12 protein-coding genes are annotated in these 17,074 nt (G+C 41.0%); 8 read left to right on the top strand and 4 right to left on the bottom strand.

The genetic code is table 11. The features are described 5' to 3' along the window. Positions 1-9: 9 nt before the first annotated feature. On the top strand, positions 10-1,443 hold the full coding sequence (locus FBD94_RS08115; protein ID WP_136879828.1) for a RagB/SusD family nutrient uptake outer membrane protein: 1,434 nt from the start codon (positions 10-12) through the stop codon (positions 1,441-1,443). Between the two features lie 101 nt (positions 1,444-1,544). Beyond that, positions 1,545-4,355, top strand: coding sequence for a M16 family metallopeptidase (locus tag FBD94_RS08110; RefSeq protein WP_136879827.1), 2,811 nt, complete (start codon positions 1,545-1,547; stop codon positions 4,353-4,355). A 61-nt stretch (positions 4,356-4,416) separates the two neighbouring features. On the opposite strand, the gene FBD94_RS08105 is transcribed toward FBD94_RS08110, so the two are convergent. The 4 genes from FBD94_RS08105 to FBD94_RS08090 all read right to left on the bottom strand — a co-directional run bounded on the left by FBD94_RS08105 (position 4,417) and on the right by FBD94_RS08090 (position 7,519). Further along, a complete protein-coding gene (locus FBD94_RS08105) occupies positions 4,417-4,914 on the bottom strand; it encodes a hypothetical protein (RefSeq protein ID WP_136879826.1) in 498 nt (165 codons plus the stop codon). 145 nt (positions 4,915-5,059) lie between these two features. Next, positions 5,060-5,350, bottom strand: coding sequence for a chaperone modulator CbpM (locus FBD94_RS08100; protein ID WP_136879825.1), 291 nt, complete (start codon positions 5,348-5,350; stop codon positions 5,060-5,062). A gap of 11 nt (positions 5,351-5,361) precedes the next feature. Next, positions 5,362-6,300, bottom strand: coding sequence for a DnaJ C-terminal domain-containing protein (locus tag FBD94_RS08095; protein WP_136879824.1), 939 nt, complete (start codon positions 6,298-6,300; stop codon positions 5,362-5,364). Between the two features lie 79 nt (positions 6,301-6,379). After that, a complete protein-coding gene (locus FBD94_RS08090) occupies positions 6,380-7,519 on the bottom strand; it encodes an ROK family protein (RefSeq protein ID WP_205945333.1) in 1,140 nt (379 codons plus the stop codon). Positions 7,520-7,736: 217 nt separating this feature from the next. Here FBD94_RS08090 and FBD94_RS08085 point away from each other — a divergent pair, with 217 nt between their 5' ends. The 6 genes from FBD94_RS08085 (at position 7,737) to FBD94_RS08060 (ending at position 17,006) form a co-directional block, all read left to right on the top strand. Beyond that, the gene (locus tag FBD94_RS08085) at positions 7,737-9,119 is read left to right on the top strand and encodes a Gfo/Idh/MocA family oxidoreductase (RefSeq protein WP_235884410.1); all 1,383 of its coding nucleotides are present in this window, start codon (positions 7,737-7,739) and stop codon (positions 9,117-9,119) included. Positions 9,120-9,168: 49 nt separating this feature from the next. Continuing rightward, positions 9,169-12,597, top strand: coding sequence for a DUF1080 domain-containing protein (locus tag FBD94_RS08080; protein WP_136879823.1), 3,429 nt, complete (start codon positions 9,169-9,171; stop codon positions 12,595-12,597). Positions 12,598-12,599: 2 nt separating this feature from the next. Next, positions 12,600-14,075 (top strand): Gfo/Idh/MocA family protein, encoded by a 1,476-nt coding sequence (locus tag FBD94_RS08075; RefSeq protein WP_235884409.1) that lies wholly within the window; start codon positions 12,600-12,602, stop codon positions 14,073-14,075. 15 nt (positions 14,076-14,090) lie between these two features. Continuing rightward, the gene (locus FBD94_RS08070; protein ID WP_131611551.1) at positions 14,091-15,176 is read left to right on the top strand and encodes a Gfo/Idh/MocA family protein; all 1,086 of its coding nucleotides are present in this window, start codon (positions 14,091-14,093) and stop codon (positions 15,174-15,176) included. Positions 15,177-15,349: 173 nt separating this feature from the next. Next, positions 15,350-15,919: an RNA polymerase sigma factor gene (locus tag FBD94_RS08065; protein ID WP_131611553.1), complete on the top strand. Its 570-nt coding sequence runs from the start codon at positions 15,350-15,352 to the stop codon at positions 15,917-15,919. A gap of 55 nt (positions 15,920-15,974) precedes the next feature. Further along, positions 15,975-17,006 (top strand): FecR family protein, encoded by a 1,032-nt coding sequence (locus tag FBD94_RS08060; RefSeq protein WP_136879822.1) that lies wholly within the window; start codon positions 15,975-15,977, stop codon positions 17,004-17,006. Positions 17,007-17,074 lie beyond the last annotated feature (68 nt).

The following is a 17,074-nucleotide window of genomic DNA, read 5'->3' as shown; positions in this document are numbered from 1 at the left end:
CTACAGAACATGAAATCTAAATATTTATTAATCCTATTGATCCTGATCTCATTTAGTGGATGTAAGGATTATCTGGACATTGTGCCAAAAGGAAAACTGATTCCTACCACGGTAGAGGATTATGAAAACATGCTAAACGATATGACCGTTGTTAGTTATGGCGATTATTTTAATGACTTGCTGACTGATGATGTTTTTTTTCCTGAGGAGAATCCTGGAGCGCTTTTCAGCAGACAGCCCTTGCATGCCAGAAGGATTTATACTTTTAAAAAGCAAGTTTTTGACCCGGGATCCAATGACTTTTTATGGACCGAAACTTATAAACGTATCTTCTATTTTAATAGTGTAGTTAACGACATTATGAAGGCGGTAGATGGAACTGAAAGCAATAAAAAAAGTGTAAGAGCAGAGGCGCTATTCGGAAGGGCTTTGGAACATTTACTGCTGGTAAATGTATATGCAAGGCATTATGATCCTGCGACTGCAGCTACTGATCCGGGCGTGCCATTGGTATTGGTTGCCGATATTAGTGCAAAGCACCGCCGGAATACCGTAAAAGAGGTATACGACCAGATTATTCTGGATCTGGAAGAAGCCGTTAAATCACTGCCGGCAAACAGCAAGATTACCAAATTTAGAACCAATAAAGCGGCAGGCTATGCCTTGTTAAGTCGCGTGTATTTGTACATGGGCGATTACGCTAAAGCACTTGATTATGCCAATCAGACCCTGGCCTTGTACAGTACATTGGTGGATATGAATACTTTTAAAATAGTTACTCCGGGGCCCTTTCCTAATGTTCCCGGTTCTCCGGTAGGTTGGACAGATATTCCAGATGGAAAAAAACATCCTGAAGCTATTGTTGCCCGCCATTTTTTGCGCCCTTTTGGTTTAGGAAATGTGGTTTGTGCATCACCAGAGTTGTCGGCCTTATTTGACAACAATGATCAGCGATGGACACTATATTATGCCAATGCCTGGCCACCATTACCGCCGCCTGTAGATTACTGGACCCGCTATAAGGTAAGAATTTACTTACGTGGTGATTACTATAACAATGCTTTGGGCACGCCAGAGGTTTACCTTACCCGTGCCGAATGTAAAGCCAGGGCAAATGACAAGCAGGGCGCATTGGATGATGTAAATAAGCTAAGAAAGAATAGGATTGTACCTGCAGCTTACAGGGACTTTACGTTGGCTGATTTTAACAATGATCAGGAAAAGGTATTGCGGTTTGTGCTGGACGAAAGACGTAGGGAACTGGCTTTTATGGGGACAAGGGTAGCCGATTTAAAACGGTTAAACAAAGATCCAAAGTTCGCTAAGGTGATCAAACATACTGCAGAAGGGAAGGAATACGTTTTACAACCAAATACTGATGATTATTTGCGTCAGATTTATCCTGATGCTGCTAAGTTTAACCCAGATTGGGTACTTAATTAATGATATAGCGCCTGTGTCATCGTGTAATCTTTTAAATTCCCCTAAGATGTTGATGCAGGCGCTTTCTAACCTAAAAATTCAATTTAAAAAACACTAAAAAAATGAAATCAATTTTAGCACTGCTACTCATCACCATGAGTGGCCTGGGCACTTATGCTCAAATTAAACCTGACGCAGCACTGCCTACAGACCCGAAACTTAGGGTTGGAAAGCTGCCGAACGGTCTGACTTATTACATCCGTCATAATAATTATCCTAAGGGACTTGCTGATTTTCAAATCTTCCATGCTGTTGGGGCCATGCAGGAAGAAGACAATCAGAATGGACTGGCTCACTTTTTAGAGCATCAGGCTTTTAAAGGACTGGCACACTTCCCTGGTAAATCCATGACCAATTACATGGAGAAAATAGGGGTGAAGTTTGGAGAAAACCTGAATGCTGCTACGACCACTGATTATACTCGCTATATGATTAACCAGGTGCCGATTAGCCGACAAGGAATTATTGATACTTGTTTGCTGGTCTTGTCTGACTGGTCGGGTTCTATTACCGCCAATAAGGAAGCCGTAGATTCTGAACGTGGTGTAATCAAGGAAGAATGGCGGATGCGTGGTGGGGTAGATTACCGCATCAATCAGGGCCTTTCTCCCTACTTTTTTAAAGGTTCAAAGTATGCGATCAGAAATGTAATTGGTGACATGAAGATCATTGAAAGCTTTAAACAACAGGAGCTGTTGGACTTTTACCACAAATGGTACAGACCAGATTTGCAGGCAGTAGCCATTGTAGGTGATTTTGATGTGGACGCCATGGAGGCTGCTGTTAAAAAGCTGTTCTCGAAATTGCCAAAAGCAGTAAACCCTACAGCGAAAACTGCTTATCCATTGTCTGATAACAAGGAATTGATTTACGGAACATACAGCGATAAAGAGGCCTCGTCATCATCCATAAGCTTAATGTTTAAACATCCACAGCAAAAGTGGGCGGACAGGCAAAAACCAAGTACTTACACATTGGGTTACCAGTATGCCATCATTACCTCAATGATGAACAGTCGCTGGGAAGAACTATCCCATAAAAAGGATTTTGCAATTAAGGGGTTGCAGTATGGTTTTGGCTCTTTTGTAGCGGATAAGGATGTTTTTAGCGTGTCTGCAGATGTTAAGCCAGGGGTAGCCAATATTATGCCGGCATTTGACATGATGCTATCGGAAACGGAACGGTTTAAACGATATGGCTTTACAAAAGGGGAATTGGACTTGGTGAAGGCCAATTTTAAACGCAGACTAGAACGCTCGTATCTGGAAAGAGATAAAAAACCGAACAACAACTTTATAGAAAGTTATATGAATAACTTTTTGGAGAATACGCCGATGATCAGTGCTGAGGTGTCCTATAAGTTATTTACCCAGGTGTTGGATAATTTTACCCTGGCACAGGCTAATGCGATGTTGAAGGGCCTCTTTACAGCGCAGAATGTGATTGCAACTGTAGTGACTTCGACTGAAGATGCGGCAGGCATTCCTTCGCGCGAGCTGGTTGTTAAAAAGCTTGCTGGTATGTCGGCCTTGCCTGTTGAAATTTATAAAGATAAAGCGCTGGTTAAGTTAGAGCCGAAAACGGCCCCAAAACCGGGTAAAGTCATCAGCGAGCAAAAGGTTGACTTTGGCGCTACTTTATGGACTTTAGCTAACGGTGCAAAAGTATACTTGTTGCCAACGCCACATAAAAAGGATGAGCTGATGATGACGGCCTATAGTAAAGGAGGCCATTCTGTAATGAATGATAAAGACTACTTCTCGGCAAGGTTGCTGACTTCGGCCATGCTGACTTCGGGAGTAGGTAATTTGAGTTCGACAGAGCTGAGCAATGCTTTAGCTGGTAAAATTGTATATGTAACTCCTTTTTTATCGGAGTTGTCGGAGAGCATTGATTGTTCAACTACGCCATCGGATGCGGAAACGATGTTGAAATTGGTTTATATGTATTTTACAGAGCCCCGCTTTGATGAAGCTGCTTTTAAAATGGATATGAAAAAGACGAAAGAGAACCTTGTCTCCCGTAAAAAGAATCCGTTTTCTGCTTTGCAGGATAGTGTGACTTACATTAGAAGCAATCATCATTATAGGTCTAGCAATTTGATTTTGGATGCCAATGATATTGATAAAGTAGATTTTAGCAAGATGAAAGACATTCATAAGCAAGCCTTTGGTAATCCTGCAGATTTTGTTTTCGTTTTCACTGGAGCGATTGACCTGGTTAAGGTAAAACCTATGATTGAGGAGTATATTGGTGGCCTTACTGGTACGCATCGCAACGATGAATGGCGCGATGTAGGTAAAAGGAGTCCTAAAGGACCTGTGAGCATTGAAATTAAGCAGAAAATGGAAACGCCAAAGTCGACCACCTTTATTGAATATACGCGTGAGGCTCCATATTCTTTCAGACGCGCAATAACGATGCAGCTTTTGCAGGGCATTATAGACATCCGTTTTAACAAATTGCTTAGGGATGAACGTTCTGGAGTTTATTCGACGATGTCTGAAGCTTCTATAGTGCAGGACCCGCTTTCCAAATTGCAGCTGATTGTGTCTTTTGAGACAGATCCTAAGTTAATGGATGAGCTGACAAAGGTGGTTCATCAGGAGTTGAAAAGGTTATCGGTTGAAGGCGTAGATGCTGCAGATCTTGCCAAAGGTCGTGAGTTTATGAATAAAAGCCGGATACAGCGGGCAACAAATAATGGCTACTGGCACCATATTTTGTACACTTATGCGACCAAGAACGGTGTAAATAATGACAAGGACGCGGAGAAGGTATTGAATGAAATAGATGCGAAGGAAGTGAAGGCGATTTTAACAGAGATATTGGAGCCTAATAATGTGGTTACGGTAACGATGAGGCCTGAATAGTATTTTTTTTGACGATAGCGTACAAAAAAGGTGTATCATAATGATACACCTTTTTTTTCTTTTACTTTTTCTGAATGTTTTTCAGTTCTTGTTTTAACTCTTGGATTTCCTGTTTCACTTGCCTGGTTTCCAGGTAATAGTAAATGGCAAAGGCCAGGAATATTTTCCCTAGTACAAAAATTGCCCCGAGTACCCAGCGCCACAATTTATGAACGCGCATATGGCTGGATGGGCCTTGCACTTCAACAAATTCTCCGGCATTTTCTTTTTTATCATTGTCATTAATTGAAGGTGCCTTGGTTATTTTTAAACCAGTGAAATTTTGCCTCCTGGTAATTTCATTAATCTCAGTTTCTATTTTGCTCCAGGTTTTCGGTGGTGGAGTGATCGCTCCATGTTGTGCAATCCGCTCCAGATCTTCTTCTAGTTGCGTCAAAGCATCCTGTAGTTGTGGATGTCTGTCTTTTAACATCAACAATTCACTGATTTCCTTTTCGGAGGCCGAACCCAATAAATAGGCCTCCAGGGCTCCACTCTCTATATATTCGTTAATTTCCACTGCCTGTTTTGATTATTTGAAAGCCCATCTTAAAGTTAACATCTTCAGAGATTTAGCGAGTAAGAATGGTTAATTTAAAACTAAAATATAGAATATTTATAATATTTTACGTTTCTTTTTTTTTAATCGGTTTAAAAAGAAACATTTAGGGTTGATGGAGCTGCAATTGTTTTTTTAACTCATGGATTTCATGTTGCATCAGGCTGACTTTTTCAAGTAAATGCCGGATGGCATCAATACCTTCTATATTGATCAGCAGATCATAGTGGAAGTGGATGTATCGGTCTATTTCTGTAAGTTGAGCGCTACTGATATATTTTTCTTCGCCAATATTGGTTAGGACAATGATTCCCGATTCTTCGAGTGAACTGATAAAAGAAGGCTCGATATCGTATTTAATACAGTATTCGGTGATGGCAATTAGTTCTTTTTCCATGGTTCCAGATTTTAAGCAAGGTTTTGTAATTCCTCAAATAACTCTTTTTGTCTATCGGTAAGTGCTGTAGGTATTTTTACAATGTAGCTGACAAACAGGTTGCCAAAATCGCCCTCCTTTTTGTAAAGGGGGAAACCCTTGTTTTTTAGCCTTACTTTAGTGCCATTTTGGGTACCCGCTGCAACTTTTAGTTTTACTTTACCATCAAGGGTGTCGACCATTACCTCGCCACCTAAGACCGCCGTATATAGGTCAATTTCTTTATTGATATAAATATCGTCGTTTAATCTTTTAAAAACCGGGTGCTCAGTTACGTTAATCGTAATGTAAAGATCGCCATTTGGACCGCCATTGGTACCAGGACCGCCCTGTCCTTTTAATTTGATGACTTGTCCATCTGCAATACCCGCAGGGATGGTGATGCGTAGGGTTTTATCATTTACCGTTATGGTTTGTTTATGGGTTTTGTAGGCATCCAATAAATTGAGTTTTAACTCGGCCTGATAGTCATGTCCTTTGTACTTTACCTGACTGCGGCCTTGCCTGCCAGTTGCGCCACCAAACATGGATTCGAAAAAATCAGAGAAATCGCCACTACCAAAATCTTCAGCAGTATAGCCGCCAGCAGTATAGCCGCCAGCAGAAGATCTCCCATAAGGATTTCCAGAGCCTTGATAGGCTTGTTGTCTTCCTCGCGATTGCTTAGCCTGCTCAAATTGGTCAGCATTTTTCCAATGCTCCCCATATTCGTCATATTTTTTACGCTTTTCGGGATCACTTAGAGCTTCATTCGCCTCATTGATCTGTTGAAATAGTTTATTCGCCTCTTTATCATTTGGATTTAGATCAGGATGATATTTCCTGGCGAGTTTTCTATAGGCTTTTTTAATGTCCTCTGATGATGCAGTCTTATTAACGCCTAGAATTTTATAATAATCGATGAATGCCATGTATGTCTTTTGCTATTACAATTTAATAACAAAGTAAAATATAAAATGATTGCTTATACTAATAATAAGCTAATAATCATTACGACATCTGAGGTTTTGGCTTTGACTTTCCGATTTTCTTAATGTAGGTGTCCAGAAAATGATCGATGCCTGTTGTGGCATAGCCCAAAAGTCTCGAATTTTCACCAAGCTCGGAAGAGACAATTGTTGTTCGCTCTCTGATCTGGGTCATGCAATAGGTATTGATGGCTTGTTGCATCGGTAGGGTAATGTATTGCTTCGCTTCGGCAATTTTTCCGCTTAAAATGATCAGTTCCGGGTTGAAGAGCTGGATCAGCATAGCGATTCCTTTTCCCATATGCGTGCCGATATTGGAGAGCAGCTGAATGGCATATTGATCGCCTTTATTTGCAGCTTCGATGATGACAGCGGGTTCAATTCTTTGCAGTTCCTCTTTGCTGAGTTTGTTCAGCATCGAATTTTTGCCGGAGAGAATGCCTTCTTTTGCCATTTCTGATAAAGCATTGCCTGAAGCGATGGTTTCCAGGCAGCCGTGTTTTCCGCAATAACACAAGGCTCCGTTCTCTACAAAGGGGATGTGTCCGAGTTCCCCCGAAAAACCACAGGCACCTTTTCTTAATTTTCCATCCATAATAATTCCTAGTCCAACACCCAGATCCATCAAGAGGATCAGGACGTTTTGCTTGCCTTTTGCCATCCCATGTGTAAATTCTGCCATGGATGATCCGTTTACATCGTTTTGGATCACAACAGGGAGTTTCAGCATTTTTTCAAATTCAGCTGTTAGGGAAGTGTCTGCTATATCGCTAAGAAAATAACTGTAGCTTTTGCCTTTTTCGGAATCAATCAGGCCTGGCATACCTACGCTACAACCGATTAACTGGTCGCTGGTGATGCCACAATCTTTTAAAATGTTCTGGATATGGCTGCTTAAAATATGGAAGAAATCGGATCCTGTGCTTTTTGAGATCGGCAAGGCAATGGTTTGAGCTTCGACAATGTAATTGTAATTATTGTCTACTATGGCTATTTTGGTGTGGAACAATGCGATATCAATACAGAGGATCAGAATTTTTTTATCCTTTAAGCTATACAGATCGGGTTTTCTGCCACCAATAGATACGCCATAGCCTTTCTTTTCGACCCAGTCTTCGTCAATTAAACTGTTAATCAGTTTTAAAATACTAGGTGAACTCATGTTCATAGTATGACATAAAGTAGAAACTGAACATGGACCTGAATTAAAAAGATGTTTTACAAGCTGGTATTTATGGGTCAGCTGTTTATCATGCGTTGGTCCTGTTATGTTATTTAATAGACGAAGATTCATTAGTTTGATTGCTCTGCTTTGCTAAATGTAGGAAACTTATATTAAAAAATAATAAAAGTATTTTTATTATATAAATAATTAACATATGTTTTGTGTTTTCGACAATTTCTCCCTAATATTAACCATGCAATTGTCTGATGTAATGAACGTTGGGGATGGCATGAAGATGAATTCAACACACATTGATATGAAACCGGAAGAACCACAACAACCAAACACAAGAAGAGATTTTATTAAAAAAGCTGCGGTAGGAGTAGCCGCATTTACCATTGTGCCCCGATATGTTTTGGGTGGACAAGGATTTATTGCTCCAAGTGATAAATTAACCAAAGCCGTTATAGGTGTTGGTGGGATGGGCAGGAACCATTTTCCATATGATGGAACTCAGGTAGTTGCCATCTGCGATGTCGATAAAAGACACATTGCCAAAGCATTACCCATGTTGGATAAAGGGGTTAAAACCTTTAGCGACTACAGGGAATTGATTAAGCTACCAGAAGTGGATATTGTACACATTGCCACGCCGCCACACTGGCACGGCATTATGGCTGTAGATGCAGCCAATGCGGGGAAGGATATTTGGTGTGAAAAACCAATGACCCATACCATAGGTGAAGGAAAAAGGGTGATGGAAGCTGTAAAACAAAATGGCAGCATCTTTAGGTTAAATACCTGGTTCCGCTTTAAAGATAATTTTTACGGTTTAGGGACTACGGTTAAACCGGTTAAGAAACTAGTGGATAGCGGTTTGCTGGGCTGGCCTCTAAAGGTAACCGTAAGCAGACATACAGGCTATGACTGGAAGTTTTTCTGGGTAGGTAAAGACAATTTGCCACCTGAGCCGGTTCCGGCTGAGTTGGATTATGATTCGTGGTTAGGTCCGGCACCTTACAAACCATATAGTACACATCGTGTTCATTCCACTTTCCGTGGCTATTGGGATTATGATGGTGGTGGTTTGAGTGATATGGGCCAACATTACCTGGATCCGATACAATACTTTTTAGGTAAAGATGATACCAATCCGATTTCTGTTGAAATCGATGCTCCTCAGCAACATACCGATGCAGTAGGGATTTGGAGAAGAATAACATATACTTATGCTGACGGTTGTCAGATTATTTTAGATGGCGAGGCTAAAGATGCCAATGTGCCTTATATTGAAGGACCAAAAGGAAAGCTATACCCAGGTTTTAAATCAGATATTCCTGATTTGGATCGTAAACTAGCCGCTTTCCCTGATCCTGCTCCGCAAATGACGGATTTCTCTGAAGCCGTTAGGACCAGGCAACAATTTGCTTTAAATGAGCAAAACGGACACCGTTCATGTAACATCATTAACATTGGATTGGCTGCATTGCGTTTAGGAAGGAACTTGAAATTTGATCCGGTTAAGCAGGAATTTGTGGATGATGAAGGAGCAAACAGGTTGATCAACCCAGTAATGCGTGCACCATTTACCATCTAATCATTTTCATCCTTAAAATAATTTAAACGAACATTTTACTCATACTATAATGATAAAAAAGATATGTTTTATCCTGCTAGCGGTTGTCCTATTACAGAGCAATGTTTTTGCACAAGCACAGGGGAATAAAGACGAGCGTACGATCACTACGCGTATCGCAGATTTGTTGGCACAATTGCCTGCAAAGGATGCTAAACAACTAAAAGGAAACATGCAGGAAATTGCACAGTTAGGGGAGGATGGTTATCTGACCCTAATTACTGGATTAACTGCTCCGGGAAAAGGCAACAATGCTTTGCTGGAATATGCCATTGGCGGATTTTCTGCTTATGTAAGTCAGCCTGGGCAGGAAAGCTGGAGAAAAATGAGTGTAAACGCCTATGTTAAAGCCTTAGATAAGTTGTCTGATAAACAAAATAAATCATTTGTCATCAGTCAACTGGAGTTGGTTGGTAAAGATGATGCTGTAGCTAGTTTAGGTGCTTATTTAACGGATGCACAACTGGCAGATCCAGCCGCAAGAGCATTGGTGAAAATTAACTCTCAGGCTTCAAAAGCAGCTTTATTGACTGGATTGGCTAAAGCGAAGGGTGCTGCAAAGCTTTCTGTTGTGGAAACTTTGGGCGACAGTCGTACCAAAGAAGCTGCGAAAGCAATTGCTGAATTGACTACTGGAGATGAGCGCCTGGCTAAAATGTCATTGTATGCTTTGGCAAACATAGCTGATCCTTCTTCTGAAGCTGTTTTGGCTGCTACTGCTGAAAAAGCAGGTTTTAAATACGAAAATACCAATGCTGTTGCTTCCTATTTGCTATATGCCGAAAGGTTAATGAGCAATGGAAATAAGGTAGAAGCAAACAATATCGCTAAGAAAATACTTGGAAAAGCAGTGGCAGACGATCAGGTACACATCCGTATTGCGGCCCTTAAATTGGTTTCTGATTTTAGTAAAGCACAAAGTGATGAGTATTTATTAGCTGCAATGAGTGATACGCAATTTAAATACCGTGCTGCGGCATTGAAATTAGCCTTGCCAACTATTACGCCTGTAACTGCTAACCTTTGGATTAAAAAGATTAAAAATGCTGATCCTGTTACGCAAGTAGCTATTGTGGACATGCTTGGAGATAGTAAAGTTAAGTCAATCCTTCCTGCTGTTTCGGCTTTATATAAAAGTAAAGATCAGAACGTAAGGTCTGCCGCTATAGCTGCAGCTGGTAAAATTGGCGCAGAGGAAGCATTGGCGGGCTTGCTTAAAATAGCTGGTAAAGGTGATTCTACGGATGTAGTAGCGGTTTCTAATGCGATCTTAAGAATGAAAGGTGATGGAGTTGTAGCTAAGGTTGCTGCTTTTATTCCTAAAGCCAAACCAGAAGTTCAGGTTGCTTTAATTAACGTGTTGGCTGCTAGAGCTGCAAATTCGCAGTTAAATACGATATATAGTCAGCTTAAAAATAAAAATACGGCGGTTAAAAATGCGGCATTTGCTGCGCTTAAGCAAACCGTAACCAGTGAGAACCTTCCGCAATTGTTTACGTTGCTAAAAGAAAGTTCGGATCCTTCTGAATTAACAAAAGTGCAGGATGCGATTATTGCTGCAATAAAAGATAGCGATAATAAAGATCAGCAGGTGGATATGGTGTTGCAACAAATGGCTGCTGCATCGGAAGATAAAAAAGTGCTTTTTTATAAAATGCTGGCCAGTTTAGGTGGGGAAAAATCATTAAAAGCTGTTTCTGATGCCTTTAATACAGGTGATGCAGTTACTAAAAAAGCGACTGTGGCGGCTTTATCATCTTGGGCTGATGCTGGTGCTGTAGGAGAATTGATCAAAATTGCTCGTCAGCCAGCTAATGCGGCCTATGTTAACCAGGCTGTTGATGGGTATTTACGTTTGGTGAGAGTGGCCAAATATCCGGCTGAACAAAGGTTGTTGTTACTGCGGGAGGCTATGGGGGTATCCAAAAAAGCGGCTCAGCAACAACAAATTCTTAAAGACCTGGAGCAGGCAAAATGCTTAAACTCTTTATTGTTTGCTGGTAGATATCTTGATCAGGCATCAACACAGCAAGCTGCGGCTATGGCGGTTATGAACATCGCATTGGCAGACAAATCGTACAATGGTGATTTAGTAAAAGGCTTGTTAAATAAAACAATTAGCGCAATTAAAGGTGCTGATAGCGAGTATCAACAAGAAGCAATGCGTAAATATCTTGCTGAAATGCCGAAGGGTGACGGTTTCGTATCTATGTTTAATGGTATCGACCTTACTGGTTGGAAGGGTTTGGTTGGCGATCCACTAAAAAGAGCGAAGATGGATGCCAAAACTTTGGCTGCTGCTCAGGAAAAAGCGGATGCTGAGGCCCTTGATAGCTGGAAGCCAGTAAATGGCGAACTTCAATTTATGAGCCATGGAAACAACCTGGCTACCGTAAAAAAATATGGTGATTTTGAAATGTTGGTTGACTGGAAAATCATTGATGATAAAAAAGGTGAGGGGGATGCTGGTATCTATCTACGTGGTACACCGCAAGTACAGATCTGGGACAATGCCCGTGTAAAAGTAGGCGCTCAGGTAGGTTCTGGTGGTTTGTACAACAATAAATCAAATCCAAGTAAACCGCTTACAGTTGCCGACAATAAGTTAGATGAATGGAATACCTTCCGCATTTTGATGAAGGGGGATCGTGTTACGGTTTACTTAAATGGTGTACTGGTAACTGACAATGTAATCCTTGAAAACTTCTGGGACAGGACCTTGCCGATTTTTGCAGAAGAGCAGATTGAGTTACAGGCACATGGGTCGCCAGTTGCTTACCGTGACTTGTACATCAGAGAAATTCCTCGTGTAAAACCTTTTGAGCTAAGTGCGGCCGAAAAGAAAGAAGGCTATAAGGTATTGTTTGATGGTACGAATATGCACAACTGGACAGGAAATACGACTGATTATATCATTGAAGATGGCAACATTGCGATTCGCCCGAAACCTGGAAAAGGTTCTGGTGGTAATTTATTCAGCAAAGAAGAATATAGTGATTTTGTATTCCGTTTTGAATTTCAGTTAACTCCCGGTGCAAACAATGGTTTGGGCATCAGAGCACCTTTAACTGGTGATGCTGCTTATCAAGGAATGGAATTACAAATTATCGATAATGAAGCCCCAATTTATAGTAAACTTCATGTTTATCAGTACCATGGTTCAGTTTACGGTACGATTCCAGCAAAAAGAGGTTTCTTAAAACCTGTAGGCGAATGGAATTACCAGGAGGTGATTGTTAAAGGTCCTAAAATTAAAGTGATCTTAAATGGTACGGAGATTCTTGATGCCGACATCACTGAGGCTAGAAAGAATGGTGCTGCTGATGGTAAACCACATCCTGGATTATTGCGTGAAAGCGGCCATGTTGGTTTCCTTGGTCATGGTTCTCCGGTTCAATTTAAAAATATCAGAATTAAAGACTTGAGTAAAACGAAATAAAAATGATAAAGGGATCAGAAATGACGGAAGAGAAGAAAGCTTCAGGAACGGATAATTCAAGAAGAAATTTTATTAAAAACACAGCACTGGCGGCCGCAGGATTTATGATCGTGCCCCGCCATGTATTGGGCGGTAGGGGCTTTTTAGCACCAAGTGATCGTTTGATGGTGGCTGCCGTAGGTGCAGGTGGAAAAGGACAAAGTAATATTGCCAATATTTATAAAGGTGGTAAATCTGAAATTGCATTTTTATGTGATGTAGATGATAGGAGAGCCGCAAATTCTGTAAAAAGCTTTCCGAAAGCAAAATACTACAGAGATTACCGTGAAATGCTGGATAAGGATGGTAAAAACTTTGATGCGGTAGTGATTTCTACTCCGGATCATAACCATGCGATGATCACAATGGCTGCGATGCAGTTGGGTAAACATGTATATGTAGAAAAACCATTAACCCATGATATTTATGAGGCCCGTAAATTAACAGAAGCTGCCAATCGTTATCAGGTGGTTACGCAAATGGGTAACCAGGGCTCCTCTGGTGATGGTGTGCGTCAGTTACAAGATTGGATTGATGCAGGTGTAATTGGTAAAGTGGAGAATGTGTATTGCTGGACAGATCGTCCATCCTGGCCTCAGGGGATTTTATGGCCATCCACAAATGGCGAAATCCCTAAAGAGCTGGATTGGGACTTATGGTTGGGTAGTGCGCCTTACAAGCCTTATATCGAGAAACTGGTTCCTTTTAACTGGAGAGGCTGGTGGGATTATGGTACCGGTGCAATAGGCGATATGGGCTGTCATTTGGTTGAACCTCCTTTTAGAGTATTAGGTTTGGATACACCAATTGATGTGCAATGTAGCGTAGGTAGTATTTATGTGGATGAATTTAAAAGAGGATATTTCCCTGATAGCTGTCCGCCTTCGAGCCATGTAATCATGACCTTTGAGAAAACTAAAAAGACCAAAGGCAATTTACAGATTCACTGGATGGATGGTGGTATAAAACCTGCCCGTCCGGAAGAGTTATTGCCTAATGAACCTTTTGGTGCTAACGGCGTGCTTTTTGAAGGGACAAGAGGGAAAATGATGTGTGATACCTATGGGGCTAACCCTCGTTTATTACCCCTGACTAAAAATGCGGAAGACCGTACTAAAAAACGTGTGGAGCGTGTGCCAGGTGGAGTCGATGGTCATTATTGGCAATGGGCAGAGGCTGCTATTGCGGGTTATGGCAAAATGAAGTTGAGTTCTCCATTCGAAATTGCAGGTCCGCTTACCGAAACACTTTTAATTGCTAATCTGGCCATTCGTGGTACAGATGTACAGAAAGCAAAAGAGAATGGTAAGGGCTTTACATATCCGGGAAGAGATATCAAATTACTTTGGGATAAGGAAAATCTAAGGGTGACAAACTTTGATGATGTGAATCAGTTTGTGAAACGCGAATACCGTAAAGGTTGGAGCTTAGGCGTATAATTTTAATCAGAAAACATGTCGTTAGGAACAAAAAATCTTAGGGTACTGGTGGTTGGCTGCGGTAATATGGGTTCGGCTCATGCTACTGCTTACCATACCCTGGATGGTTTTGAAATATCTGGTCTCGTCTCCACTGGTAACAGTAAGGTCGTGTTGAATGAAAAGCTGGGGGGTGGTTATGCCTTGTTTAATGATTATTACGAAGCATTGGAACAGACCAAGCCCGATGCCGTCTGCATTTCGACTTACCCGGATACGCATGAGGCTTTTGCCATCAAAGCAATGGAAAGCGGAGCCCATGTGTTTATAGAAAAGCCATTGGCGGATTCTGTTGAAGGGGCAGAACGTGTTGCGGATGCAGCTAGGCGGTATGGTAAGAAATTGTTGGTCGGTTATATTTTACGCTATCACCCATCCTGGGAACGTTTTATCGAATTATCATCAGATATGGGCAGACCATTGGTGATGCGAATGAACCTGAACCAGCAGAGTCAGGGTGCAAAATGGACCGTACACCGCAACCTGATGAAAAGTCTGAGCCCAATCGTAGATTGTGGGGTTCATTATATTGATGTGATGTGCCAGATGACGCGTTCGAAACCTTTACAGGTAAGCGCCATTGGCGCAAGACTGAGCGATGACGTACCTGTGGGGAACTATAACTACGGACAGCTTCAAATTCGTTTTGAAGACGGTTCTGTGGGTTGGTATGAAGCGGGCTGGGGACCAATGATGAGTGAAACAGCTTTCTTTGTGAAAGATGTGATCGGTCCAAAAGGCTCGGTATCTATAGTGGCCAAAGCAGCCAGTGCTGCTGGTAAATCTGATGAGGTAGACGCGCATACTAAAACCGAGTCGATCAAGGTACATTATGCTGATCTGGATGGAAATGATAAATTCTCAAGGCCGGATACCTGGATTGACCTTAAGGATGAACCGGATCATCAGGAACTTTGTAATCGCGAACAACGTCATTTTTTAAAGGCCATTTTGGAGGATATTGATTTAACGAATCCTACCGATGATGCCATAAACAGTTTGAGAATTGCTTTTGCATGCGATGAATCGGTTAAAACAGGGCAGATTGTTCAACTTTCCTGATTGAAAAACTCAATTAAATAGCATCCCCGGTTTTATATTAAAGCCGGGGATTTTATTTGAAATTTAATGTATTCATAACAGGGAGTTGCACTATATATTATATGCTAAGATTAGGTTTGTAGGATTGAAATTCGTTATTTAGTAGTAGCGGCTGGTTTACATGGACTGGATGAATGATGTTTAAAAACACAGATAAAGATTTATGGGCTTCATTCATTAATGGAGATGACAATGCTTTAAAATTGCTGTATGAGCAATTTGTGGACCTACTGTATGCCTTTGGATTAAGGTTTACAGATGACACTGATATGGTTAAGGATGGCATTCAAGACTTGTTTGTTGATCTTTATAAGTATCGAAAGAAATTGGCGACTGAAGTTAATGTAAAATCATATCTATTTACCTCCTTAAAGCGTAAGATTTGCCTCGTACTAAAAAAGAACGCAGCAACTGTAAAGCATAGCTTTGAACTCCCTTTTTTATTGTCGCCCAGTATTGAAGAGCAGATTACCAATGATGAGTATGAAGCGGAACTCTTACAGAAATTGAATACGGAGTTAGCCTTATTGCCAGCCAGGCAAAAGGAAGCTTTGTATTTGCGCTACAACTCCGAACTTGAATATGAGCAGATCTCTGAGATTATGGATGTTTCTTTAGCAACCTGTCGTACTTTGGTATATCGTGGAGTGAAGCAGTTGAAAGAACAAATGCTAGCCAATTATGCTTACAAAATATTAGCGTAAGGGGAGTCTATAAAGTACAAGTTCTTTACTCTGGTAAGTACTAGTAAAAGTACAAATGGATTCAAAGAACAATAGCGAGCATAGCGAACGTGAATTTGCTGGCGAGATCAAGCAGGTTTTAAATCATGTAGGGAATGAGAAATTATCCCCATTAGCAAAGGATGAGTTATGGGAAAAGATTGCGCTCCGGTCCGTCAATAAACCTTTTTTATCTAGCTGGAAGCTGTATTTGCAGGTTGCTGCAATACTATTCATCGTATCAGGTATTGGGATTTGGCTGTATCAGCAAAATACACCTACTCATAAGCTACTGGATTTTGCAGCTACGCAAGTAGGTAAAAAGAGCGGTACCGGTCAACATCAGGCCTTAAAGCCAAACACTGATGCTTCAGCATCCTCAGCTCATGAGGCGGAAAATATTACCACTACAAATGATTTTAATACACTGGTTGTAGGTAATGGACAGCGTTCGGTTATCAAACTTCCTGATGGTACTAAAGTTTGGTTAAATTCTGATTCAAGGTTAATTTATCCGGTTGCATTTTCAGGAGATGCGAGGGAAGTTTATTTAGAGGGAGAAGCCTACTTTGATGTCAGTCATGATAAAAAGCATCCATTTTATGTGCATGCCAATAAAATGGATATTAAAGTGTTAGGTACAGAGTTTTATGTGAGTTCTAGCGCAAATAGTGATCGTAATTATGCGGTTTTGGTTGAGGGGAGTATTGCCTTCTCAACGGGTAGCTGGTTAAATAAAATAGAACGCCAACTGGTATCGGGGCAGCGGATCAATTACGACCTGAAAGAGAACAAACTTTTGATATCGGAGGTTAAAACAGCCGAATTTCAGTCCTGGAAGGAGGGATTTGTTGATGTGAACAGTGAGTCCTTGGATCTCATTATACAGCGGATTGCTAAATATTATAACATAGAGATCAGCACACAGCAGTTGGATCTGTCTAATGAAAAATTCTCGGGTAGGCTGGATTTTCAGCGTAGCGCCGATGACGTATTGAATATTTTATGCGCAGGAACACCATACGTTTACAATGGTGTAGAAAGGAGGCTGGAACTGAGAAAACGCTAACTATTGAATAAAAAAAAAAGGAGGTGCGCTAACACCTCCTTCCAACAATAACTAATTCAAGCTACTAT

The sequence above is a fragment of the Pedobacter hiemivivus genome (genome assembly GCF_005144565.1).
Lineage (GTDB): Bacteria > Bacteroidota > Bacteroidia > Sphingobacteriales > Sphingobacteriaceae > Pedobacter > Pedobacter hiemivivus.
Note: the sequence above shows the minus strand (reverse complement) of the source record. Positions and strands in the feature narration are given on the sequence as shown.